Source organism: Pseudoalteromonas sp. CF6-2 (genome assembly GCF_021729425.1).
Lineage (GTDB): Bacteria > Pseudomonadota > Gammaproteobacteria > Enterobacterales > Alteromonadaceae > Pseudoalteromonas > Pseudoalteromonas arabiensis.
In genome coordinates, this window is the sequence record NZ_CP091442.1 from 2601843 (window position 1) to 2627542 (window position 25700).

Here is a 25700-nt window from a genome sequence, read left to right on the forward strand (position 1 = left end):
AATTTCAATGGGTTAAAAGTTAAGAAGTATTTTTCTTAGTGTTGGTTTTTAGCTCACTTCAACCATGAGCAAAAAACACCCAAACACAAAGATATCCACTAAGGCGCGCATTTGCTATCATGATATGGTTAATTAGACAACCAAATAAACGCCTTATGCGACCAATAAAACCTGCCTCTATAAACGAATTAATGCAACGAGTTGATGCCATAGCTGGCCTCACACTAGGGCAATTAGCTGAGCAGTACCAGTTCAAAACCCCTGACGATTTACTACGTGAAAAAGGCTGGACCGGCCAACTAATCGAATATGTACTTGGCGCAACGGCGGGCTCTAAACCAACACCTGATTTTGAAGATCTCGGCATTGAGCTTAAAACTCTGCCAATCTCATTTAAAGGAAAGCCACTCGAAACAACCTTTGTTTCTGTAACACCGCTACTGAATGTAACAGGCATGACTTGGCAGCAAAGTACGGTACGTAAAAAGCTCAATCATGTTTTGTGGCTACCGATTTTAGGCGAGCGCGAAATACTGCCTTTTCACCGTACTATTGGCAGTGGCTTTTTATGGCAGCCAAGCGCAGAGCAAGATGCCCTTTTACAACGTGATTGGGAAGAACAAATGGAGCTAATCGCCTTGGGTCGCGTGGATGAAATTTCGGGTCATTTGGGCGATGTTATGCAAATAAGACCAAAAGCTGCTAATAGCAAAGCACTGACCGATGCAATTGGCCCGAATGGCCAGATAATACAAACCTTACCCCGTGGTTTTTACTTAAAAACCAGCTTCACCGGCGAGATCCTAAAACAGCAATTTCAGCTATAAAAAAACCTCCCGAAGGAGGTTTTTAAAGTCTTGATAAGCTAAGCCAGATTACTGACCTTTAACCTCTTTAAGACCGTTGTAAGGTGCTTTTTCACCTAATACTTCTTCAATGCGAAGTAATTGGTTGTACTTAGCAATACGGTCAGAACGGCTTAATGAACCCGTTTTGATTTGACCTGCCGCAGTACCTACTGCTAAATCAGCAATTGTTGCATCTTCTGTTTCACCTGAACGGTGTGAGATAACAGCTGTAAAGCCTGCGTCTTTAGCCATTTTGATAGCAGCAAGCGTTTCAGTTAATGAACCGATTTGGTTGAACTTGATTAGGATTGAGTTAGCAATACCGTTATCAATACCACGCTTTAAGATCTTCGTGTTAGTTACGAAAAGGTCGTCACCTACTAATTGTACTTTGTCGCCAATTAGTTGTGTTTGGTGTGCGAAACCATCCCAATCAGACTCATCTAAGCCGTCTTCAATTGATACAATTGGGTATTGCTCAGTAAGGCCTTTAAGGAAGTGGTTAAATTCTTCAGACGTGAATTTTTTACCTTCGCCTTTAAGGTCGTAGATATTTGCTTCTTTGTCGTAGAACTCAGATGCCGCGCAGTCTAGCGCTAGTGTGATATCTTTACCAAGCTCATAACCTGCATTTGCAACAGCCACCTTGATTGCAGCAAGTGCCGCTTCGTTTGATTCAAGGTTTGGTGCAAAACCACCTTCATCACCTACTGATGTAGAATGACCTTCAGCTTTTAGCACTTTAGCTAAGCTGTGGAATACTTCAGCGCCCATGCGTAACGCTTCGCGGAAGTTTGTCGCGCCCACTGGCTGAATCATAAACTCTTGAATATCAACAGAGTTATCTGCGTGCTCACCACCGTTGATGATGTTCATCATAGGTAATGGCATAGAGTAAACACCTGGTGTGCCGTTAAGGTCTGCAATGTGCTCATAAAGCTCTACGCCTTTAGAGTTTGCAGCTGCTTTAGCCGTTGCTAAAGATACTGCTAAGATAGCATTCGCACCTAATTTTTCTTTGTTTTCAGTGCCATCTAAATCTAACATTACTTGGTCAACAGCTTGTTGATCAACTGCGTTTTGACCTTTAAGCGCTTCAGCGATTTCGTTATTGATATAGCCTACCGCTTTTAAAACACCTTTACCTAGGTAACGTGCTTTATCACCATCACGTAATTCAAGCGCTTCGCGAGTACCTGTTGATGCACCAGAGGGTGCTGCAGCACGGCCCCATGAACCATCAGCTAAATGTACATCAGCTTCAACAGTTGGGTTACCACGCGAGTCCATGATTTCGCGACCAATCACTTTTACGATTTCTGACATCTTGATTCCTCTTTTCCCGAAAATGGTGAGTTTGTGCCAGCTTATTCTTGCTGGCTTTTTAAAACAAATAAGCCGTGCATATAGCACGGCCTATTTAAATTACGATGACGCTTTTTGGTGAGTGTGTGCAGCTGCAACAAACCCTTCAAATAGCGGGTGACCATCACGTGGTGTTGACGTGAATTCCGGGTGGAATTGCGCGGCAATAAACCAAGGGTGATCTTTATTCTCGATGATTTCGACTAGTTTCTTATCTTCAGATAAACCAGTGAAACTCAAGCCAGCTTTCTCAAGCTGCTCTACATAGTGGTTGTTTACTTCGTAACGGTGACGGTGACGTTCTACAATTTCGTCACTACCATATACTTCGCTTACTTTAGAACCAGCGATTAAATGACACTTCTGTGCACCTAAACGCATAGTGCCACCTAAGTCAGATTGCTCATCACGAATTTCAACGTTACCGTCAGCATCTTGCCACTCAGTGATTAAACCAACCACAGGGTGTGCTGATTTAGCATTGAACTCGGTTGAGTTTGCACCCTCAAGGCCAGCAACGTTACGCGCATATTCAATAAGCGCCACTTGCATACCTAAACAAATGCCTAAATAAGGAACTTTGTTTTCACGTGCATATTTAGCCGCTAAAATCTTACCTTCAACACCACGGCCGCCGAAGCCACCTGGTACTAAGATAGCGTCAAGGTGAGACAGTAACTCAGTCCCTTTGCTTTCTAAGTCTTGTGAATCAACGTACTCAATGTTCACCGTTAGGCGATTTTTAAGACCCGCATGCTTTAATGCTTCGTTTACTGATTTATACGCATCTGGTAGTTCGATGTATTTACCTACCATACCAATTGTCACTTCACCTGTTGGGTTAGACTCTTGATATAACACTTGCTCCCACTCAGATAAGTCTGCTTCAGGGCACTCAAGGTAGAAACGACGACATACGAAGTTATCAAGTTCTTGTGACTTAAGTAACGCAGGGATCTTATAGATGCTTTCTACGTCAGGTAATGAAATAACCGCTTTCTCTTCAACGTTAGTGAAAAGTGCGATTTTTGCACGCTCGTTATTCGGTAATTTACGATCAGAACGACAGATTAAGATATCTGGTTGAATACCAATCGAACGCAACTCTTTAACTGAATGTTGCGTTGGTTTCGTTTTCACTTCACCTGCAGGGCCTAAGAATGGCACAAGCGTCAGGTGGATAAACAATGCGCGCTCACGGCCGATTTCAGTGCCAAGCTGACGAATTGCTTCTAAGAACGGTTGTGACTCAATGTCACCCACTGTACCACCGATTTCAACGATAGCGACATCGCTACCTTCTGCACCGTCGTATACACGTTGCTTAATATCGTTTGTGATGTGTGGGATAACCTGAATAGTTGCACCAAGGTACTCACCACGACGCTCACGTCGTAGCACATCTTCATAAACACGACCTTGTGTGAAGTTGTTGCGGCTAGTCATCTTGGTACGGATGAAACGCTCATAGTGACCTAAATCAAGGTCAGTTTCTGCACCGTCTTCAGTAACATATACTTCACCGTGCTGAATTGGGCTCATAGTGCCTGGGTCAACGTTGATATAAGGATCCAGCTTTAAAATTGTCACGTTTAGACCACGTGCTTCTAAAATAGCGGCTAATGACGCTGCTGCAATACCTTTACCCAACGAAGAAACAACCCCGCCAGTAACGAAGATAAATTTTGTACTCATGCGAACCCTAGAATATCAGGAATTAAAAGGAATAATATAGAATCAAGACGGGGCGATATTATAGCAAAGGGACTGCTATCAATCCAGATAAAATTAGCAAATTAGTGCACAAAAAACGAGCGCGGGGAAAACCGCTTCGAAGCATGTTACTTCGTAGGCAGTTTAATTGCTTCCCACGCCTCATCCATTTGCTCTAGTGTTGCTGTTTCTAGGCTTTGCCCTCGCGTACTTAAATAAGCCTCAACTTTTTCAAAACGTGATGTAAACTTTCTATTGGCATTTCGAAGCAGTTGCTCAGGATCGCGTTTTAGATGACGGGCAACATTGACCGTCGCAAATAATAAATCACCTAACTCTTCTGCGCTGTGCTCAGAATATGGATCCTGTTGAAGGGCTTCTTTGACCTCATCAATTTCTTCAGCCACTTTATCTAACGCACCATGATAACTTGGCCAATCAAATCCTAAGCTCGCCACGCGTTGTTGAATTTTTTTTGCTTTAGAAAGTCCAGGTATGGCATCTGGAATATCTTGCCAAAGACTCATTTGCGGTGAAGCTGTTTTTTCTGCTCGCTCCTGAGCTTTAATAGCCTGCCACTGCGCTGAAAGCTCTGCATCCGACAGTTCACTTTGCTCTGCAAAGACGTGGGGATGACGACGGACTAGTTTTTCATTAAGCGTATTGGCCACGTCGGCAAAATCAAATAAGCCCTGCTCTTTAGCAAGTTGAGCATAAAAAATAACTTGAAACAGTAAATCACCAAGCTCACTTTTAAGCTCTGTAAGTTCACCTTTTTCAATGCAGTCTGCTACTTCGTAAGCCTCTTCAAGGGTGTGCGGCACTATTGATTTAAAGTCTTGTTTTAAATCCCACGGGCACCCAGATTCTGGGTCCCGTAGTTTTGCCATAATCGCTAATGACTGTTCAATAACCTGCTTATCTGACATTATGCGTGCCCACGCTTTGCATCATGCACACCTTCTATTTGATGTAATTTAGACAATAAGCGGTTTGTGCTCGATAAGTCGTGCACTTCAACTTGCATTGAGAATAACGCTAATTGCTTATCTTCAACGGTGTTGACATTCATATTGAGCACATTCACTTTTTCATTCGCAAGCACGGAACTAATGTCTCTAATAAGTCCTGATCTATCGGTTGCTTCAACTTTAATCGTCAACGCATAGGAGCCGTTAACATCATCAGACCAACTCACAGAAATCACTCGCTCTGGGTGTTTCTCTTTTAGTTTATTAAATGAATCACAGTCTTCACGGTGCACGGCAATACCACGGCCTTGGGTAATGTAACCGATGATTTCATCGCCAGGCACTGGTCGGCAGCACTTAGCAACGTGACTCATTAAACTACCGACGCCATCCACCACAATGCCGTTTTTATCGCCATTGACATTTTTTGGCTTTTTGAGTTTTATTTGTGGCTCATCGTCATCACGATCACTGATAAAGTTGAGAAGTTGATTAAGACGCACATCCCCAGCGCCAACAGCCACCATTAAGTCCTCTAACCCACGTAAGTTAAAACGCTCAATTGCAGGGGTTAAATCTTTTGTTGTCAGCTCCAGTTTTTGCAGCTCAGTTTCAAGAATCTCTTTACCTGCACTTAAGTTTTTATCGCGATCAAGTTGTTTAAACCAATGATGTATTTTTGAGCGAGCGCGTGACGACTTGATATAACCTAGGGATGGATTTAACCAGTCTCGACTTGGATTAGCTTGTTTTTGCGTTAAGATTTCAACTTGATCGCCGGTGCTAAGTTGATGGGTAAACGGCACTATTTTGCCGAAAATTTTCGCACCTATGCAGCGATGTCCGACATTTGAATGAATGTAATAAGCAAAATCAAGCGGTGTTGCACCCAGTGGTAAATCGAAAATATCGCCTTTTGGCGTGAACACATAAACACGGTCTTCAACTACTTGGTTTTTAAGCTCTTCAGCTAAATCACTACCATCAACAACCTCTTCTTGCCATTGTAGTAATTTACGTAACCAACTAATTTTTTGCTCATAGCCCGAACCACGCCCTGGCAATGCCCCTTCTTTATACATCCAGTGTGCAGCCACACCCAACTCGGCATCTTGGTGCATTTCGCTTGTGCGAATTTGAATTTCAACGGTTTTACCTTCAGGGCCAAATACCACGGTATGGATTGACTGATAGCCATTTTGTTTTGGCGTTGCAATATAATCGTCAAATTCTTTATTTAAATGGCGCCAATTAGTATGCACGATACCTAATGCTGCGTAACAATCTTGCAGGCGCTCTACCACAATGCGCATAGCGCGAATATCAAACAGCTGATCAAACTCGTAGTTCTTTTGCGCCATTTTTTTGTAAATACTGTAGATATGTTTAGGTCGGCCATATACTTCACCTTCAATACCCGCTTCAGCCAAGCGTGATTTTACTAAAGCAACCATGTTTTCCATGTAAGCTTCGCGAGCAAGGCGCTTATCATCAAGCTGTTTTGCGATGTTCTTATAGGTGTCTGGGTGCAGGTAACGGAACGAAAGATCTTCAAGCTCCCATTTAAGCTGACCAATTCCTAAACGGTTAGCAAGGGGCGCAAAGATATCGCGTGTTTCCTTAGCGGCAATGACACGCTCTTCTTCACTGGCGTCTTTCACATCACGTAAGTGGCATACTTGTTCCGCTAATTTAATCACCACGGCACGCACATCTTCAACCATGGCTAACAACATACGGCGGATATTGTCGATTTGCACTGTGCCCTTACCTTGGTGGGCCAAGGTACTGATCGTCGCCATTTGGCTTACGCCTGTAAGTAATAACGCAACGTGATTACCTAACTTTTCTGTGACTGTCTCAAGCGAAATTTTTTCAGCTAAGAAATAAGGCGTTAAAAATGCCGTAGCCAGTGAGTCCGCATCTAAATTCAGTTCAGCTAAAATCTCCACCATTTCAATGGCGGTATTCTGACGTTTCGCATCGTCACAATGTAGGCACAGCTCATGCGCCTGCTCTAATAAGGTAGTTTTGTCTTCTGTTAGCGCTAACAGCTCGATACGGCTGGCAAAATCACTCTGCTTTGTAAGCTGATGTGATTGTCTAGTAGCTACCATAGTGCGCTTTACCTCCTGTGAAATAACGCCATTGTTTCGATATGCCCCGTATGTGGAAACATATTCATAAGCCCAATTTTTTTAATGCTAAAGCCTGCTTGTAAAATAATTGCACTGTCACGGGCTAAAGTAACAGGATCACAAGAGACATATAAAATCGTTTTAAACTGGGTAAGCGGTAATTGCTCTAAAATAGCCATCGCACCTGTGCGTGATGGGTCAAGTACTAACACATCAAGTTCAGCACTAAACCACGCAGCGGATTGCATCGATTGAGTTAAATCAAAGCAGTAAAAATCAGTATTCGATAATGAGTTAGTGTGCGCATTTTGTTTCGCTAATGCAACCGCAGAATCCACTCCTTCGACACCAATTACGTGTTTTGCATACTTTGCAAGCAGCAATGAAAAATTACCAATTCCACAAAACAAATCCAACACTTGTTCATGACCTTGTAAATCTAACCACTCTTTTGCTTGATTGAGCATAGCTTGATTCACTTGCGGATTAACTTGAATAAAATTTTCAAGGCCAAATTCAAAGGTTAAATCATATTTAGGTATAGTGTAGTACGGCATCGGATAGTGTGACTGATCAATCTGCCCACTTTCTGATTGCCAAACAATTAACCATTGTTGTTCTTGGCAAGCTTGAGCAACTAATGACTTAAGCTCTTCACTTATTGGTTTCGTATGTCGGATAACCACAAACGCAGCATTATCAGCCTCACACAATTGTAAATGGGTTATACTATGTAAGCCTTTATGTGTATTAATAAGTAAATCAAAAAGAGTAAAAAGTTCACTGAATGTGCTAGTTAACACATCACATTGATTAATACTCACCAGTTGCTTCGAGCCTTGCGCACGGTAACCAACACGCATTTTTTTAGCTGCTTTATCATGCATTACAGCAATGCGAGCCGAACGCCTGTAATGCTGCATATCACTGGTCAGTGGTTCTTCCCAGTTTAAGCTAGTGACCTTAGCAAACTTCGCAAACAGCTGACTCACTGCAGCTTGCTTCTCAACTAATTGTTGAGAAGCATCTAAGTGCTGTAACTGACATCCTCCACACACCTGATAATGTTCACAAAATGGCTTAACTCGATATTCAGATCCATGAAGCACTTTTTTACAATCGGCGCTAGCAAAACGAGCTTTGTCTTCAACAAGTTGCGCTTTAACTTCTTCACCTGGCAGCGCACCATTTACAAAACACACTTTATTATTATGTTTTGCAACCCCACGCCCTTGATGATCCATTGCTGTAACCGATAACGTGATCATTTTTTGTGAAACGGATTTCTTCTTGGCTTTGAAAATCTGTGCCATCGGACAACACCTTAATTATTGATAAAGCGGGAGTAAGTATATACTCTTAAACAACGATAATAATGACAACAACCTATCTTATGACGAAATTTGGCTTACGTGATTCAGTCTTAACCCTAACTTTGATACCGACTGTAATCATAGGCTTGTTGCTGGGCGGTTATTTTACAATAAATCGTTACATTGAGCTCGATGAAATTTTATATCAACAAGGCGTAACAATTATCGAGCCACTTGCCATTGCTGTAGAGCAACCTCTGCTAAAGCGGAATAAAACTTTACTAACACGTTTGGTAAGCCATACCCATAATAAACACGCCCCTGCTATACAGTCGATCGCCATATTCGATGAAAATAACGAGCTGGTCATTTTTAGTAAGTATCAAAGTGAATTTAAAGATATCGTTACTAATAACTCGGCAGCACTTGAGGGTATCAATGTCAAAAACTCTAAACATTATTTAACCTTTTCAACGGCTATTATTAATCATAGTCGCCAAGATATGATTTGGAATCATCATAGTTACCAAGCATCACTTGGCACTGTCGTCATTATGCTTAACAAGCAACAAGCAATTATCGGCCAGCAACGCGCACTACTTGTAAGTGGAATTGTAATTATTTTAGCCTTGGTACTTGCCACAATTTTAGCATTTAGGCTCACTCGCATGTTTGTTCAGCCTCTTAATAAGTTAGTACTCGCTACCGATAAGTTAATTGAAGGTAAAGTTGATACCGGCCTCGACAAGAAAATGTTTGGCGAATTTGAACTACTTCGAGAAGGGCTCAATACAATTTCGCACACCATGGTGATGCAACGAGACGAAATGCAAAAGCATATTGACCAGGCAACCTCTGATTACCGCGAAACCCTTGAACAATATGAAACACAAAATATTCAGTTAAGTATTGCTAAAAAAGACGCACAAGATGCTAACCGTGTTAAGTCTGACTTCTTAGCAAAAATGAGTCATGAACTCAGAACGCCTCTAAATGGGGTAATTGGCTTTACTCGCCAGTTATATAAAACACCGCTTAATAAGCATCAAAAAGATTACTTAGATACCATAGAGCTTTCTGCAAATAGCTTAATGACGATTATCAGTGATATTTTAGATTTCTCTAAGTTAGAAGCGGGTGCGATGGAGTTGGAGTCAATGCAGTTTCAACTTCGCGATACAATTAATGAGGTGCTGACCTTACTTGCGCCTAGTGCACATGAAAAGCAGCTAGAGTTATCAATATTTATCCATCCGCATGTGCCTGATAACCTCACCGGCGACCCAACCCGCTTTAAACAAGTTTTGATTAATCTTTTAAGCAACGCCATAAAATTCACCGAAAAAGGGTCTATAAAAGTGGATGTTGGTCATCGTTTATTAGATGAAGAACGCGCATCTATCTTGGTATCAGTCACCGATACAGGGGTGGGCATTCCAATGGATAAACAAGACGCCCTATTCACCCCATTTGGCCAAGCTGATTCAAGTATTACGCGTAAGTTTGGCGGCACAGGCCTTGGTTTAATTATTACTAAACACATTGTTGAAGCCATGAATGGTCGAATAACCTTAAACTCAGCACCCGGAAATGGTACCTGTTTTACCTTTAATGCTGTATTTAGAACACCGAGCAATTCAATTACCAGTGATTTACCGACACAGTCGTTAATCAATAAGCGTATTCTTTATTTAGAACCTCATGAGCATACTCACCAAGCAACATTATCATTGTTAAATGAATGGCAAACACAGGTCACGCCTTGTACCGATGAAGAAAGCTTTCTCAATGAAATCAACAAGGACTTTAGCTACGACATTTGTATCATCGGCCACACAGCAACAATTGACGATATGCAGCAACTTAAGAGTTATGTAAAGGCTGTACGCCCTGTAACCGACTACTTATACATTATGCTCAACACTGTATCTCACAATATGCGTGAAGCTTTTGTTGGTAGTGGTGCTGACGCCTGTTTAAGTAAGCCGCTTAATCACCGTAAGCTATGTGAAGTGCTTGCTGCACCTTACCGGCTTGATCACCCTGTGCATAATATCGAACAAGGCGATGAAAAGTTATTGCCGCTAAAAGTACTGGTTGTTGACGATAACGACGCTAACTTAAAACTTATTTGCACCCTACTTGAAGAGCAAATAGAACTTATAGATACAGCACATAACGGTTCGCAAGCTTATAGCTTGAGTAAAAGCCATAAGTACGACTTAATATTTATGGACATCCAAATGCCTATTATGGATGGCATTACAGCATGCAAACTTATTCGTGAATCTTCACTCAATGAAGATACCCCAATCATTGCTGTCACAGCGCATGCTTTGAGCGGTGAAAAAGAACAACTTCTCAAAGATGGCTTTAAGGGTTATTTAACCAAGCCAATTGATGAAGACATGTTAAAACAAATAATCAGCGATCACAGTCCGCAGTCGCCTATTAATAGAGAACGGAGCAAAACAGTTACAGCTCAATCGGAGCCTCCGTTTGAAAGTACACGCCTAGATTGGCAGCTCGCGCTACAACGTGCAGGAGGCAAAGAAGAGCTCGCACTCGAAATGCTTAATATGCTGCTACTAAGTGTGCCGGAAACTCTGCGCCTTCTTAATGTAGCAATTGAAAAAGAAGACTGTGAACATGTACTTAGCATTGTTCATAAGTTCCATGGTGCATGCTGCTACACCGGTGTACCTAAGCTAAAATCACTTGCTGAAACGCTAGAAACCTCACTGAAAAGTGATTGTGACCTAAATTACATTGAGCCTGAGTTATTTGAGTTGATTGATGAGCTAAATAACTTGTTAAATGATGCGGGAATGACTGAGCAGCAAGGATAACAGCATTCGACTGCATGCTCTAAATGTGAATTTCATAAGGAAACTGTTATGTATTTTGTTTTACTTATCGTCTTTAGTGCGGTTTCGCTCGCTTGGTTTTTTCATCTTTATACTAAGCTAAGTAAAGTCGCTAATAATTACGTAAAGACTAACTACACACAGCAATGGCACGAATATAACAAGAAAGCAAAGTTAATGAAGGAGAAACCAAACTCCGTTATTTTTCATTCAATTAAAAAGGGAGAGCTATCGACACTGGGTGACGAAGTATTGCAGAACTATAAGAAAAAGCACCAGTATTTAATCGCCCTGCTATGTCTTTCTCCCTTGTTATCATCAGAGCTTGCACAGTTGATCATTTATTTGAGCAAATAAAAACGCGGAGCAGTTTTAAAACTCAGTGACTAAAGCTCAATTATAAACGCGCCTCAATCATCAAACGCTTCATATCGCTCACTGCTTTTTCTAAACCATCAATTGCTGCACGGGCAATAATCGCATGACCAATGTTCAACTCGTAGATTTCTGGCATTGCTGCAATCGGTTTTACGTTGTGGTAATGAAGGCCATGACCCGCATTGACGATTAAGCCAAGGCTATCGGCATATTGTACGCCACTGCGAATGCGCTCAAGCTCTGTGTGAAGCGCTTGGTCATTTTCTGCATCAGCATAGGCGCCGGTATGAATTTCAACATAAGGGGCATTACAGGCTTTTGCAGCGTCAAGTTGCGCGTTGTCGGCATCGATGAATAACGACACCTTAATACCCGCTGCTGTTAGTTTTTCTGTCGCTGTTTTTACTTTTTCAAAGTTACCCACTACGTCAAGGCCGCCTTCGGTCGTTAGCTCCTCACGCTTTTCCGGCACCAAACACACATAAGCCGGTTTCACTTCAAGGGCAATATCAATCATTTCATCAGTTACGGCAATTTCAAGATTCATACGTGTTTGAATTGTTTTTGCCATTACATACACGTCACGGTCTTGAATATGACGCCGATCTTCACGCAAATGAATAGTAATACCATCTGCACCAGCATGTTCAGCAACCGCGGCCGCATGGGCTGGATCTGGGTAACTTGTGCCACGCGCTTGGCGTAAAGTGGCAATATGATCAACGTTTACACCAAGAAGAATATCTTTCATTTTTTTACCTGTTTAAAACAACGATTAATGGCTGAGTTTCAGCCTACTTAATAAATAACTCACGGCTTTTTAATGGCTTTTTGCCAAGTAAAGGCTTAAGTAGATATCGGCTTAATTGCTTTGCCATATATAACACATCTGGTGCGCTAAAGTCATGAGCAGCAATAGCATTTAACTGCTTTCCAGAAAAGCCACTGAGGGGGTCGTCATGCAACAAAAAGCCGTATTCAGCAAAGTACTGGTAATTTGCTGCATCGTTAATTTCATCTCCTTGTGCATCCACACTAAAATCAACGCCATAACCAAGCATTTCAAGTAACTGAAACTCGTATGAGCGCAGCACAGCTTGTAGGTTTTTAGTGGTTGATAACTCGTCTAAATGCTGCTTATAAAGATGATAAACACTTTCCATCGGCTCATTGATTGGTACGATACGATTAGTTAATTCGTTCAAATAGAAACCGCAATAGAGCTCGGTGCCAGTAAGCATAGTTTGGCCATCATGGGGTTCAAAGTGATTAATGTATTTTAAATCTGATTTGCCGCTGTACTTGACCAGCAGTGATTGGAAGGGTTGCAGTTGTGCTTTATGTTTAGTGGCCTGGCGGCCACTAATACGAGCCAGCATTCTGAGCTGACCAACGCCTTCTATCAGCATATCTAGCATGACTTGCGAGTCACTAAAGGGACGTCGATGCAGCAAGTATGCTGTGTAGAATTCGCTATCCATGGCGTGTAGGCTTTACTTAGTCTTCACCATAGCCAAGGCTACGTAGTGCACGCTCATCGTCAGCCCAGCCTGATTTCACTTTTACCCAAAGCTCTAAGAACACTTTATTATCAAGCATGTCTTCAAGGTCCTTACGAGCTTCACGGCCAATCACTTTCAGCTTTTCGCCTTTATTGCCAATGACCATGCGCTTTTGCGTTTCACGCTCAACGAGGATCAGACCATTAATTTGCCATACACCGTTATCAAGCCATTTAAATTGCTCGATTTCAACGGTAACAGAATACGGTAATTCATCACCCATAAAGCGCATTAGCTTTTCACGGATCACCTCTGCCGCCATAAAGCGCATTGAACGGTCTGTCACATAGTCTTCAGGGAAATAAAATTCACAAAGCGGTAAGCGCTTTTTCACTTCATCTTTAATGAGTTCAATATTTTTTCCCTGCTTTGCCGAAACAGGCATGATACCAACGAAATCAAATTTACCGCCCAAAAACTGCATGTGCGGCAGTACTAAGTCACGGTCTTTAACTTGGTCAATTTTATTGATAACCAATAGCACTGGGCGACCGCTTTGACGTACTTTATTAAGTACCATCTCATCGTCGTCATTCCAATGCGTACCTTCAACCACAAAAATGATCAGCTCCACATCACCAATTGAGCTTGATGCTGCACGATTCATTAAGCGGTTAATGGCACGTTTTTCGTCAACGTGTAAGCCTGGCGTATCTACGTACACGGCTTGATATTTGCCTTCTGTATGAATACCCATAATACGATGACGTGTGGTTTGTGGTTTACGGGAGGTAATACTCACCTTTTGCTCAACAATGTAGTTAAGTAAAGTTGATTTACCCACATTTGGACGGCCAACAATGGCAATCATCCCGCAGTGCGTATCAAGCTCTGCTGGCTCTTTGCTAATTAAATCATCAAGATTCATTTTTAAGTATCTTTAAGGCTTTTTCAGCAGCTTTTTGCTCCGCTTTACGACGCGAGCTACCGACTGAGATAATACTATCCATCCCTTCAACAATACATTCAACCGTGAATGTTTGATTGTGCGCTTGACCTTTTGTATCAATAACAGTGTAGCCTGGTAACGATAACTTGCGCGCTTGTAAGTATTCTTGAAGTAATGTCTTTGGATCTTTCTGATTTAAACCCGGTGAAATTGCATCAAGTCGCGATTCATACCAGCTTAAAATTAACTCACCACATTGTTCAATGTTTGAATCAAGGAATACGGCACCAATAATGGCTTCAACTGCGTCGGCTAAGGTCGATTCACGACGAAAACCGCCGCTTTTAAGCTCACCAGGACCCAAGCGTAAGTAATCGCCTAAGCCAAACTCAAGACCAAATTCAGCCAGTGTTTGACCACGCACTAAGGTTGAGCGCATGCGACTTAAGTCACCTTCTCGCGCTTTAGGAAATTTGCTGTAAAGCGCATTCGCAATCACAAAGCTCAATATAGAATCACCTAAAAACTCTAAGCGCTCATTATGTTGACCTTTATGGCTGCGGTGCGTCATTGCCTGTTCAAGCAAAGCTTGATCAGTGAATGTATAACCTATTTTTTTGTATAACTCTGTTACGTTTTTTTTCATCGTTACTGAATATTACCTAGGCGTTCAAAACGAACACCAGTTGGAACCCAGCTTGGTAAGAAGTCATCTGGGCCATTTTCAAATTCAAAACTCATCCATATAAAGACGGCTTTACCTACCAGGTTTTCTTTTGGCACAAAGCCCCAAAAGCGACTGTCTTGGCTGTTATCACGATTATCACCCATCATAAAATAATGATCAGCAGGAACAACCCACTCATCTGAGCGTGTACCTGGTTGTTGATAATAACGGCCCTTCATTTCAAGCGCTTCAGGGTTAATCAAGATGTTATGATTCACTGTGCCTAGATTTTCATCTAAGCGTACTAAATTCATAGACCCTTGCTTGAATTCGTCACTATTGAGAATTTCCATATCAATTTTATTGTATTCATTACACAACAACTCACCTTGCTGCGTTGCTCCATCCTCACACTTAGGTTGGATATAAAGATGCTTATTACGATAAACTATTTTATCCCCTGGTAAACCGACAGCACGTTTAATGTAATCCACGCGCTCATCCAAAGGGTATTTAAATACAACTATATCACCACGCTCTGGCTCATCAACATCAACAAGTTGAGTACGCCATACTGGATCTTTAATACCATATGAGTACTTCTGAACCAATATAAAGTCACCAACCAATAGCGTTGGCATCATCGAACCTGATGGTATCTGAAACGGCTCAAAAATAAATGAACGAAAAATTGTAATTGCGGCGATCATCGGGAAGATTGATTTTGCCGTTTCAGTAATACTTGGTTCTGGCGCAATTAATGCGGCAGTTTCTTCGTCTAGCTCACCGCCCGACGCATTTTGAGCAAGGGCGATGCGTTGTTGACGCTTTGGTGCAAACATAAAATGGTCAATTAACCAGATTAGCCCTGAGCCAAGCGTTAACAACACTAAAAAAATCGAAAAATAACCCGCCATGCATTAATTCCTTTATTAACTTCTATTATTTACCAACTTTAAGGATAGCTAAGAACGCATCTTGCGGCACTTCAACGTTACCTAGTTGCTTCATTCGCTTTTTACCTTCTTTTTGCTTCTGTAGAAGCTTTTTCTTACGGCTTACGTCACCACCGTAACACTTTGCAATTACGTTTTTACGTAACTGTTTGACAGTTGTACGCGCAATAACATGCTGACCAATTGCCGCTTGAATTGCAATATCAAACTGTTGGCGTGGAATCAGATCTTTCAGTGCCTCAGCTAATAGACGACCACGTGATTGCGCGATATCACGGTGTACAATGATGGCTAATGCATCGACACGTTCACCATTGATTAGTACGTCCACGCGTACCATGTCTGACGCTTGGAAGTGCTTAAAGTTATAATCAAGTGACGCAAAACCACGGCTTGTTGATTTTAACTTATCGAAGAAGTCCATCACGACCTCAGCCATTGGTAATTCGTATGTTACCGCCACTTGCTTACCGTGGTAGTTCATTTTAGTTTGTACGCCGCGCTTTTCAACACAAAGCGTAATTACGTTACCTAAAAATTCTTGTGGAACTAATATGTTAGCTTCAACAATTGGCTCACGAATCTCAAGAATATTATTGACCGGTGGAAGATCAGATGGATTATCAATCTGCTTAACGCCGTCTTTAGTTTCAACTTCATAGATTACCGTAGGAGCCGTGGTAATAAGATCAATATCGTATTCACGTTCAAGACGCTCTTGGATGATTTCCATGTGTAGCATACCTAAGAAGCCACAACGGAAACCAAAACCTAGTGCTGTTGAATTTTCTGGCTCGAAGAATAACGATGCATCGTTCAAGCTCAGTTTATCAAGCGCATCACGGAATGATTCATAATCATCTGATGAAATTGGGAACATACCCGCATAAACCTGTGGTTTAATGCGTTGGAAACCTGGTAAGCGTTCTGGAGCAGAATTACGTTGTAAAGTAATGGTATCACCTACTGGTGCACCATGGATTTCTTTAATACCCGCAATTACAAAGCCCACTTCACCGGTTTTTAAGATGCCCGTGTTAGTTTGCTTTGGTGTGAAAATACCCACTTTATCAGCAATGTGAACTTGGTCATTCGACATGATCTTAATTTTATCGCCCGCGCGTAGCTCACCGTGCTTGATACGTACTAATGATACAACGCCTTGGTATGGGTCAAACCATGAATCGATAATTAATGCTTGTAGAGGCTTGTCTTTGTCACCTTCTGGTGGCGGAATATCTTTAACGATAACCTCTAACACTTCTTCAATACCGATACCTGTTTTTGCACTACAACGAACAGCCTCTAAGGCGTCGATACCAATGATGTCTTCGATTTCTTCAGCAACGCGAAGTGGATCGGCTTGCGGTAAGTCGATTTTGTTTAGAACAGGAATAACTTCTAAGTCCATTTCAATCGCTGTATAGCAGTTAGCCAAAGTTTGTGCTTCTACACCTTGACCCGCATCAACAACTAAAAGCGCACCTTCACAGGCTGCAAGCGAACGTGATACTTCGTAAGTGAAGTCAACGTGCCCTGGGGTATCGATGAAGTTTAATTGATAGGTCTCGCCATCTTTGGCTGTATAATTTAGCGTTACACTTTGCGCTTTAATGGTGATACCACGCTCACGCTCAATGTCCATTGAGTCTAACACCTGCTGCTGCATTTCACGGTCTGTTAAACCACCACAAACTTGGATAAGACGGTCAGAGAGAGTCGATTTACCATGGTCGATATGGGCGATGATCGAAAAATTACGGATATGCTTCATAAACTGGATTCTAAACTTCTATATAAAATGGACTAAGTGTATAAAGCGACAATTTTACATTTAATTGGCTTTAATCACCATCTATTTGAGTGAAAGGAATAGTAATTGGATGAATTTTTATTACTTTTATATCATGTTTTAGGCTCTTAACCCTTGATTTAGCTATCGCATAGCCAATTAAGCCTCCCAACAAGGCTGCTAAAATTTGCCACCCTTCAGCAAGCGAAAATACTGCAAAAGCAGCTAAAGCGAACCCTAAACTAAGTAAGAGAGGCAGCATATACACAGCCATCGCGTGTTTTACTAAATGACTATCATCCAACGCTAAGGTTACTTTTTGCCCTACTTTTAGCTCATTATCGAATGTGTATGGGAATGTTTTTTTAGCGGTACCAAATAACTTGGCAAAGACTTGTGAGCCACAACGGCCATTGCACCCTGCACAGGCTTGTTTTTGCTCTGCTTCTAAATTTGCTGTCGTGCCTTTTACTGACACGACAGTGAGTGTTTGTTCAATCATGGTTTAAAGAGGTCGTGCTACCGACTCTGCAATGGCTTTAGCTGTCATAGCGGGAATATTACCAACAACTGACACATCAAAGCTACCACTGTTATGCACATAGATTGTGGTAGCGCCCGATGAAAGCGCACCACTGGGACGTTTGCCTGGCAATGGTCTTTGAACAAATACAGAGACTTCAACAAAGCCATCTGAATACAAGTAATAATCTGTTAGCTCATTGTTTAAATCAAGCTTATGGCGATCAGATTTTAACAGTTTAAATCCATCAGGTAACCAGCCAATCTTCCAGTTATTAACTGCCGTACCTGTACTTTCATTGTCAATTTCACTCACTGGTAAGGGAGTTGGAAAGTCACGGTTCTGCATCTCAAGCAATAAGGGAGCTGGCTGCTCCGTCACACTGATATGAGTAAGCTGTAATTGTTCCAGCATTTCGCCTTTGTGGTTAACATAAGCAGATTTAAGTAACAATGATGACTCAGTATCAAGCCAAATCCAGTAATTAAACTTAAACTCGTCTTTTGATTCTATACGAACCAATTGCGCTGAACGCCCAGCTATACGGCCTTTTCCGCCAAGAACGAAATCATAATGAGCACTTAAACGCTCAATATCTTTAAACAAAACCTCTGGAATTGGTCCTGCAATTGAGTCAGTTTTGACAGAGTAAGGCTCTGAGTGTGGCTCAAAATAAGTAACGTGATCGTTCACACGCGCCATCTCAAGACCAGCACCATTCAATAAACTTAAATGCTCAAGCTCAATATCACCTTGTTTTGCGTGTAACCAGCGATAAGGCTCCATTGCTTGACCTTTAACGACCACAAAGGATGCATCAAAATTACGGGTATGAACGGCTTTAGCCATATCTAATAATAATGCTTTGGCGGGGTTTTCGTCGCTGGCAAAAGCGGATGCACTTATTACCAGCGATAAAATAAAAGTAATAACTTTCATTAAATTAGTGATTTTCCTCTTCGGCTTTGGCCTCAGTTTGCGACTTTTCTAATGAATAAGCAACACGTGCTTGTCTATGGTGCTCTAGAACAAGTGCACCAATTCGCTGCTGCTGTAACTCACGCAAACCTTGCTGTGCATTTTCAAGCGCTGGCTGTTCAGATGAGTAGCTCACCGGTGATGCCACGCCAGTCAATGGGGTTGTTTGTAGCAATGGAATGTCACTTTCAGGTGACTCACTGTTTTGCGGCAATGTTTGTACGCCCACTATCGCGAACATTGCAACGCTTGCTGCGATAGCAACTTGTGCAAATGGGCGGCGCCAGTTAAATGCGACAACATTGTCAGTACCTGTTGCTGCCACAATTTCTTCGCTTTTTGGTGCATTTGTTTTATTTGCGAAATCGGCATAGACAGGTTCGTGTTCAAGTGCATCTGCAACGGCGTCGGCAATATCAAAGTTAAAAGCGCTGTTGTTTGCCTCAGCACGCATTGCATCACCGATCATCGCATAACGACCAAATGTCGCGACATCATCTTTTGTTATCGCTTCATCGGTTAGTTGCTGTTCGCCGTCAAGTAATGCGGATAGCTGTTCGTTATCCAACTTGTTAACGTCTGCTTTTGTCATACTAAGACTCACCTATTAATGGATTTAATTTATTATCAATCGCTTCGCGGGCACGGAATATACGTGAACGTACAGTCCCCACGGGGCAATCCATAACCACGGCTATTTCTTCATAGCTCATCCCTTCTATCTCTCGAAGGGTAATCGCAGTTTTCAGATCTTCAGGCAAACTATCAATTGTATTAAAAATTACAGCACGTACTTCGTCACTGAGTAACAGATTTTCTGGCGATGCGTTAGAACGCATTGCATCTGCACTGTCATAAAACTCAGCTTCTTCTGCATCAACATCGTTCGCTGGGGGCTTTCGGCCCTGAGCAACTAAGTAATTTTTAGCACAATTTACGGCGATACGGTATAACCAAGTATAAAAGGCGCTGTCTCCTCTAAAGTTAGGTAACGCACGGTAAGCTTTAATAAAAGCTTCCTGAGCGACATCAGCAACATCACCTTGATTCGACACATAACGTGAGATCAAGCCTGCGATTTTATTCTGATATTTTCTAACTAATAGGTTGAAGGCGTTTTTATCTCCTTGCTGGACCCTTTTAACTAGCGCTAAATCCAAATCCTGCTCGCTCATTCGAGCCGGTACTCCTCTGTTTGATTCTTGCTTGCTATTCATATACTCGCCATTGTTTACACAAACTCTGACTGCACGATGAATATAAAAGTTCAGTTTAAAATGTTTTTTTTATAAGATAGCATGCAAATATATTGAGTTATACCGTTCTTATTTGCGTAAAACTTCAAAAATAGCTTTAAAATCAACAGCTATTCTAATTCAAAGCTATTCTACATTTGTGCAAAACAGTTGATAGTACACTGTTTATATGACAAAAAATCTAATAAGATTGGTATAACATTTAAAATAACTAATAGTGCTACAGCAAATATGGTACATATACATATATCATATCAAAACTTTTTTGCTCAAACTTTTGCACTATCAGCTGAGCATTGTAACCGCTAAGACCACAGACATGAACCAAAATAAACATCACATTACTGATGTCGCTATCATTGGCAGCGGCGCCGCAGGCCTTTCCCTTGCCTTATCACTCGCTAATCACTGTAAAGTAACCGTATTAAGTAAAGGGGCACTTACAGAAGGCTCTACTTTGTATGCACAAGGCGGTATTGCGGCGGTTTTTGATAAGAAAAATGACAGCATTGAATCTCATGTTGAAGACACACTGGATGCAGGTGGTGGCCTGTGTGACCGTGATGCGGTTCACTACACTGCAAGCAACGCTAAAAAGTGTTTAAAGTGGCTTATTGAGCAAGGTGTGCCTTTTGACATGGAGTTTGACTCAAAGGGCAAAGAACGTTTTCACCTAACCCGTGAAGGCGGCCATAGTCATCGCCGTATTCTGCATGCCGCAGATGCAACGGGTCGTGCTGTACAAACAACTCTTATCAGCCAAGTACAAGCACACCCTAACATCACGTTATTAGAAAACTACAATGCGATTGATTTAATTGGTGATAAGAGCCTTGGCAGAAAAGGAAAGCATATCCATGGCTTATATGTCTGGAATTGTGAAGATAAAAAAGTAGAAACGATTGCAGCTAAGTTCGTCGCGCTTGCAACTGGCGGTGCAAGCAAGGTGTACTTATATACCTCAAACCCTGATGTATCGAGCGGTGATGGTATTGCGATGGCGTGGCGCTCTGGTTGTCGAGTGGCGAATATGGAATTTAACCAGTTCCACCCTACAAGTTTGTACCACCCTGAATTACAAAATTTTTTAATTACTGAAGCGATGCGTGGAGAAGGTGCTTATTTAAAGCGCCCTGATGGCACACGCTTTATGAAAGATTTTGACGAGCGCGAAGAGCTTGCGCCTCGTGATATTGTCGCCCGCGCTATCGACTTTGAAATGAAACGCCTTGGTGCAAATTGTGTCTATTTAGATATCAGCCACAAAGACAAAGATTTTATTATTGAGCACTTCCCAACTATCTACGCAAAGTGCTTAAGTGTTGGCCTTGATATAACGAAAGAGGCGATCCCAGTCGTCCCTGCCGCGCATTATACGTGCGGTGGTGTCATGACTGACTTTAATGGTCGTACAGATCTCGATAATTTATATGCCGTGGGTGAAGTGGCTTATACAGGTCTTCACGGTGCAAACCGAATGGCGAGTAACTCATTACTTGAGTGTATTGTGTTTGCCCATGCTGCGGCAAAAGACATTTTAAGCAAAATTGACACCTCTCCTGCGCCAGAAGCATTACCTTTATGGGATGAAAGTCGTGTCACTAACTCAGATGAAGAAATCGTTATAACCCACAACTGGCATGAGCTAAGGTTATTTATGTGGGATTACGTGGGCATTGTGCGCTCTACCAAGCGCTTAGAACGCGCACTGCATCGCGTTGAATTACTGCAACAAGAAATCCATGATTACTATGCAAACTTCAGGGTTACAAATAACTTACTAGAACTTCGTAACTTGGTACAAGTTGCAGAGCTTATTATTCGTAGCGCCCTTGAGCGAAAAGAGAGCCGTGGGCTTCATTATACAATCGACTACCCAAATCAAACTGAAAACCCAACCCCCACTATTTTAACTCCTAAGCTGGTTGCTGCACTGCAATAACCGCTCGTCGCAAACGAGAAAAACTTAGCGCATCAACACTGGCTGACGAAATAATCAGCCAGTGTGATTGATAAAAGCCAATTAATCTTATAACTACATGATTCGCAAATACATAGCTCTTGGGACTTATCTCACCTTGCAGTTGTAACTGTTCATTAAAAAAGCCTAGCTGTGATTGCTGCAAAATTATCACTCCATCACTAGGTTGTGCTTGTTGTACTTTTTTGAAACAAGCAATACCAATAACAAGGCAAGCAAAACAGGCTAAAAGCTCTGATAAGATATGACTATAAGAAAAGTATAATAATAGGGCTAGAAAACAAAAGAAGACCACAAAGGGTTTGTGGTCTGAGAAGTTATTTTTGACGGTAAACCTATACACGAACTCGATCTAAAATAAGCGTCACCATGCCCTTGAGCTCTGCATCTTTGCATTCTTCATGTCCCATGAACCATGCAAATAAATCAGGATCATCGCACTCAAGTAAGCGTTGAAATACAGCTTGCTGCTCTTTAGATAGTGAGTCAAACGCTTGCTCAACGAATGGCATGAATAAAACATCAAGTTCGAGCATACCACGGCGGCACGCCCAACGAATGCGTTCTTTACTGTGAATTTCAGTCATTTTAAACCTCGTACTTATTTGTCTGCAGTTTAACAAATTGCAATCGAATAAACAGCTATTTAAATTGCCACCCTAACTAAGTTATCATTAGGGCTCACTTATATCGTAAAGAAGGTTTTTATGTCGACTGTTTACGCATGCCCATTATCTCATACGCTTATTAGCCTTTCTGGTAAAGATAAGCTGTCATACCTTCACGGGCAAGTTACTCAAGATATCAATAAGCTAAGTAACGATAACTTCTTATGGGCAGGTCACTGTAATGCCAAAGGTAAACTTTGGGGTGTGTTCAAGTTATTTACATACCAAGATAACTACTACCTAGTTGGCTCTAAACCTGAGGTAGCACAATCTTTGGGCGAATTAAAAAAGTATGCTGTATTCTCTCAAGTTGAGATTGAGCAATCTGATAAGTCGCTTATTGGCTTAATCGGTGAAGATCTTACCTCAACCCTCACGTTATTGAATATCCACTTTAATGATACGCAGACTGCTGTTGATTTTGCAGGAGGCAAAGCACTGAAGCTTGCAGATAACCGCGTATTATTGATGGTAAATAATGACTTTAGCTTACCTGACGATATTACCGCACTTGATAATGACAGCATGTGGCAAGAAGCAGTAATCGCTGCCGCTGAACCCTCTTTAAATAAAGATGCTATTGGCGAATATGTACCGCAAATGGTTAATTTACAGGCCATAGGGGGCATTAGCTTCAGAAAAGGCTGTTATACGGGGCAAGAAACCGTCGCCCGCATGAAGTATCTCGGAAAAAATAAACGTGCCATGTATATCGTCGCAGGGAAAGCCGATGGTTTACTCGATGAACTAGAGCTTGAAACACAAATGGGCGAAAACTGGCGCCGTGCAGGTAAGCTTATCAGCCAAAGTTATAATCAACAAACGCACACCCTTATGGGCCTTGTGGTCTTACCAAATGACAATGAAACAGGCCACGTATTACGTGCAAAACACCTCCCTCAGGTTGAGCTATCAATTCAAGCTCTGCCTTACTCTCTCGAAGATGAATAAATAGGAATGACTATGATCGTAGCAGCAAACAAAGTGGTAAAAATGCATTATTCAGTATTGGATAATAACAAAAATACCATCGACAATTCTTTCGATGGTGAACCACTGGTGTTTATCGTGGGCACAGGATTTTTAATCCCAGGTCTTGAAAACGCGCTACTCGGTAAAGAAGCCGGTGATACATTCAGTGTGACTGTAGAGCCAGAACAAGGCTATGGTGAACGTCACGACGACCTAATGCAAGCAGTGCCGAAGTCAATGTTCGAAGGCATGGAAATTGAAGTCGGTATGCAATTTAGAGCAACAACTGATGCAGGCGATCAATCAGTCATGATCATTGAAATCCAAGATGAAGACGTGATTGTAGATGGTAATCATCCTCTTTCAGGTATTACACTTCACTTTGATGTTGAAGTACTTGAAGTACGCGATGCCACAGAAGAAGAATTAGCACATGGTCATGTGCACGGTGAAGGTGGTTGCGGTCACAGCCACTAAACGAAACACTAAAAAAGCGCCAATGGCGCTTTTTTTATAGCTATAGCATGCCCTACAAAAGGGTATCACTTACTCAGGTTCTGCGCTCACTTCTTCCTTTGCTTCTGGCATAGCTTCAGGTTGAGTTATATGCGCATTAAGCGCAGCAAGTAAACCAGCTTGATCATTGGTGCCTAAACGGTAATGTGTACCATCTTTCATTGCCAGTTCTACCGCACTAAAACCAGATACACTGTACACCCAGCCATCGTGAGTTATACGTAAGCCAATTCCATGACGAAATGAATTGCTAACAGCTCTAACTGACTCAATGTCGTCAAAGCTCACTGTTTTACCAAACACACCTGGCCCAAATGCCCAGCTCACTGTTTTATCCGTTACCTTGATGGTTAAGCTATGAAATAAAAAAGCCACTAACACTAAAATCGCACTAAATCCCATTAATGGCACATCTGCACCTATTAAGTTCCATGCCAAGGCAAGAAAACCACCTATCCAGCCTAAAACAATAAAGATAAATAGTGCGTATTGCTTATGTTGATACATAAAGAACTCTCTAATTAAAAGCTATAAACAAAGGTGGCACTGAGCTCTGAATCATACTTAAGCTTGTCTTCCTCTGGTTTTGAATTGTAACGGTACATATAGGTAAATTTAAGCGATACATCACCCATGATTTTGCTGATCAGCGAGGTTTCTGATTTTAGTCGCGAATTTAACCCTGACATGGATTGCTCATAACTCACATCTTGATTAAAACGTGTGCGTGCAGATACCGTGCGCTCCCACTGCAAAGCTAAGCGTAATAAGTAGCCGGTTTTAGTTTCATCCTCTTCAGTTGCCATATCTTCATCGGCAACGGAGCGGTAAAGGCCAGGCCCAACATCAATATCAACCTTGTTCTTACTGCCTTGGTATATTCGATTGCCATAGCCTGTAGCCACAGTGCTTTTAAACTCTAAGCCACTAAATTCATCTTCTTCATAATCCGCATAAATAAAGAACGATTCATTTTTAACGTTTAGCTTGTAGTTACCTTGTGCTGATATAAAGATTCGATCAGCCGAGACTTCATCATCGCCAGTTTCGTCATTACGGTCTCGTTTATATAGGGTGTCTATTTTGAATTGATTACGCCATTTCTCAAAATCCTGATACAGATTACCTTTATATTTAAAGCTAGTTGAATCTGTATTACCACTACTAATCATAAAACCAAATTCCATATCTCCATAAAGCATCTCGCCCTTATGAATTTTATGGATTTCTTCTTCGGATAGCTGACCATACTCATGAAAATCTTCAAATGGATCAACGGCAGCAACCTGCCAGCTAGCCAGCATAAAAGCGACTAAAAGTGCACGTTTTAGTGTATAAAAGCAACTC

The 25700-nt window shown here is 41.7% G+C and carries 25 protein-coding genes; 6 read left to right on the plus strand and 19 right to left on the minus strand.

The features are described from left to right. The first annotated feature begins 155 nt into the window (after positions 1-155). Positions 156-827: a DNA mismatch repair endonuclease MutH gene (gene mutH, locus L3Q70_RS12085; protein ID WP_237114322.1), complete on the plus strand. Its 672-nt coding sequence runs from the start codon at positions 156-158 to the stop codon at positions 825-827. Positions 828-875: 48 nt separating this feature from the next. Here the strand turns inward: mutH and eno are convergent, their stop codons facing one another. The 5 genes from eno to rlmD all read right to left on the minus strand — a co-directional run bounded on the left by eno (position 876) and on the right by rlmD (position 8348). Beyond that, complete coding sequence (gene eno, locus L3Q70_RS12090; protein WP_062569669.1) at positions 876-2174, minus strand: phosphopyruvate hydratase; 1299 nt, start codon at positions 2172-2174, stop codon at positions 876-878. A gap of 99 nt (positions 2175-2273) precedes the next feature. Then, on the minus strand, positions 2274-3908 hold the full coding sequence (locus L3Q70_RS12095; protein WP_062569668.1) for a CTP synthase: 1635 nt from the start codon (positions 3906-3908) through the stop codon (positions 2274-2276). A gap of 146 nt (positions 3909-4054) precedes the next feature. Beyond that, positions 4055-4855, minus strand: coding sequence for a nucleoside triphosphate pyrophosphohydrolase (gene mazG, locus L3Q70_RS12100; protein ID WP_237114323.1), 801 nt, complete (start codon positions 4853-4855; stop codon positions 4055-4057). Further along, entirely contained in the window at positions 4855-7014 is a 2160-nt protein-coding gene (gene relA / locus L3Q70_RS12105; RefSeq protein WP_193987659.1) for a GTP diphosphokinase, read from the minus strand. Before relA ends, mazG begins: the two co-directional genes overlap by 1 nt. A gap of 8 nt (positions 7015-7022) precedes the next feature. After that, positions 7023-8348 carry a 23S rRNA (uracil(1939)-C(5))-methyltransferase RlmD gene (gene rlmD, locus L3Q70_RS12110; protein WP_237114324.1) on the minus strand — a complete coding sequence of 442 codons (1326 nt, stop codon included), beginning with the start codon at positions 8346-8348 and terminating at the stop codon, positions 7023-7025. Positions 8349-8428: 80 nt separating this feature from the next. Between rlmD and barA the strand changes: the two genes are divergently transcribed. Together barA and L3Q70_RS12120 are read left to right on the plus strand one after the other, a co-directional pair. Next, positions 8429-11197, plus strand: a complete 2769-nt coding sequence (gene barA / locus L3Q70_RS12115) for a two-component sensor histidine kinase BarA (protein ID WP_237115269.1) — start codon at positions 8429-8431, stop codon at positions 11195-11197. Between the two features lie 48 nt (positions 11198-11245). Continuing rightward, on the plus strand, positions 11246-11572 hold the full coding sequence (locus L3Q70_RS12120; protein ID WP_062569664.1) for a hypothetical protein: 327 nt from the start codon (positions 11246-11248) through the stop codon (positions 11570-11572). Positions 11573-11612: 40 nt separating this feature from the next. Here the strand turns inward: L3Q70_RS12120 and pdxJ are convergent, their stop codons facing one another. From pdxJ to rpoE, 10 genes are all read right to left on the minus strand, one after another. Beyond that, complete coding sequence (gene pdxJ, locus L3Q70_RS12125) at positions 11613-12344, minus strand: pyridoxine 5'-phosphate synthase (RefSeq protein ID WP_062569663.1); 732 nt, start codon at positions 12342-12344, stop codon at positions 11613-11615. Between the two features lie 43 nt (positions 12345-12387). Next, the gene (recO, locus tag L3Q70_RS12130) at positions 12388-13074 is read right to left on the minus strand and encodes a DNA repair protein RecO (RefSeq protein WP_193987661.1); all 687 of its coding nucleotides are present in this window, start codon (positions 13072-13074) and stop codon (positions 12388-12390) included. A gap of 16 nt (positions 13075-13090) precedes the next feature. Further along, on the minus strand, positions 13091-14023 hold the full coding sequence (gene era / locus L3Q70_RS12135) for a GTPase Era (protein ID WP_193987662.1): 933 nt from the start codon (positions 14021-14023) through the stop codon (positions 13091-13093). After that, positions 14013-14690 (minus strand): ribonuclease III, encoded by a 678-nt coding sequence (gene rnc / locus L3Q70_RS12140; protein WP_062569660.1) that lies wholly within the window; start codon positions 14688-14690, stop codon positions 14013-14015. The genes era and rnc overlap by 11 nt, the downstream gene beginning before the upstream one ends. Before the next feature lie 2 nt (positions 14691-14692). Continuing rightward, positions 14693-15628, minus strand: coding sequence for a signal peptidase I (lepB, locus tag L3Q70_RS12145; RefSeq protein ID WP_062569659.1), 936 nt, complete (start codon positions 15626-15628; stop codon positions 14693-14695). 25 nt (positions 15629-15653) lie between these two features. Beyond that, entirely contained in the window at positions 15654-17441 is a 1788-nt protein-coding gene (gene lepA, locus L3Q70_RS12150; protein ID WP_062569658.1) for a translation elongation factor 4, read from the minus strand. 70 nt (positions 17442-17511) lie between these two features. Next, positions 17512-17961, minus strand: coding sequence for a SoxR reducing system RseC family protein (locus L3Q70_RS12155; RefSeq protein WP_130150422.1), 450 nt, complete (start codon positions 17959-17961; stop codon positions 17512-17514). Positions 17962-17964: 3 nt separating this feature from the next. Next, positions 17965-18921 carry a MucB/RseB C-terminal domain-containing protein gene (locus tag L3Q70_RS12160; RefSeq protein ID WP_193987663.1) on the minus strand — a complete coding sequence of 319 codons (957 nt, stop codon included), beginning with the start codon at positions 18919-18921 and terminating at the stop codon, positions 17965-17967. A 4-nt stretch (positions 18922-18925) separates the two neighbouring features. Then, positions 18926-19552 (minus strand): RseA family anti-sigma factor, encoded by a 627-nt coding sequence (locus L3Q70_RS12165; protein WP_062569655.1) that lies wholly within the window; start codon positions 19550-19552, stop codon positions 18926-18928. Between the two features lies 1 nt (position 19553). After that, positions 19554-20135 (minus strand): RNA polymerase sigma factor RpoE, encoded by a 582-nt coding sequence (gene rpoE, locus L3Q70_RS12170; RefSeq protein WP_036969086.1) that lies wholly within the window; start codon positions 20133-20135, stop codon positions 19554-19556. Positions 20136-20535: 400 nt separating this feature from the next. Here rpoE and nadB point away from each other — a divergent pair, with 400 nt between their 5' ends. Continuing rightward, a complete protein-coding gene (gene nadB / locus L3Q70_RS12175) occupies positions 20536-22158 on the plus strand; it encodes an L-aspartate oxidase (protein WP_062569654.1) in 1623 nt (540 codons plus the stop codon). Here the strand turns inward: nadB and L3Q70_RS12180 are convergent. Continuing rightward, on the minus strand, positions 22133-22342 hold the full coding sequence (locus tag L3Q70_RS12180; protein ID WP_157066210.1) for a hypothetical protein: 210 nt from the start codon (positions 22340-22342) through the stop codon (positions 22133-22135). The two genes, nadB and L3Q70_RS12180, sit on opposite strands and share 26 nt — an antisense overlap. Before the next feature lie 190 nt (positions 22343-22532). Beyond that, positions 22533-22784: a succinate dehydrogenase assembly factor 2 gene (locus L3Q70_RS12185; protein ID WP_062569652.1), complete on the minus strand. Its 252-nt coding sequence runs from the start codon at positions 22782-22784 to the stop codon at positions 22533-22535. A 120-nt stretch (positions 22785-22904) separates the two neighbouring features. Here L3Q70_RS12185 and ygfZ point away from each other — a divergent pair, with 120 nt between their 5' ends. Both ygfZ and L3Q70_RS12195 read left to right on the plus strand, forming a co-directional pair. Continuing rightward, complete coding sequence (gene ygfZ / locus L3Q70_RS12190; protein WP_237114325.1) at positions 22905-23816, plus strand: tRNA-modifying protein YgfZ; 912 nt, start codon at positions 22905-22907, stop codon at positions 23814-23816. A 12-nt stretch (positions 23817-23828) separates the two neighbouring features. Then, the gene (locus tag L3Q70_RS12195; protein WP_054554327.1) at positions 23829-24314 is read left to right on the plus strand and encodes a peptidylprolyl isomerase; all 486 of its coding nucleotides are present in this window, start codon (positions 23829-23831) and stop codon (positions 24312-24314) included. Positions 24315-24383: 69 nt separating this feature from the next. Here the strand turns inward: L3Q70_RS12195 and L3Q70_RS12200 are convergent, their stop codons facing one another. Then, complete coding sequence (locus L3Q70_RS12200) at positions 24384-24860, minus strand: hypothetical protein (RefSeq protein WP_062569650.1); 477 nt, start codon at positions 24858-24860, stop codon at positions 24384-24386. 14 nt (positions 24861-24874) lie between these two features. Then, on the minus strand, positions 24875-25657 hold the full coding sequence (locus tag L3Q70_RS12205; protein ID WP_228074502.1) for a DUF481 domain-containing protein: 783 nt from the start codon (positions 25655-25657) through the stop codon (positions 24875-24877). Between the last annotated feature and the right edge of the window lie 43 nt (positions 25658-25700).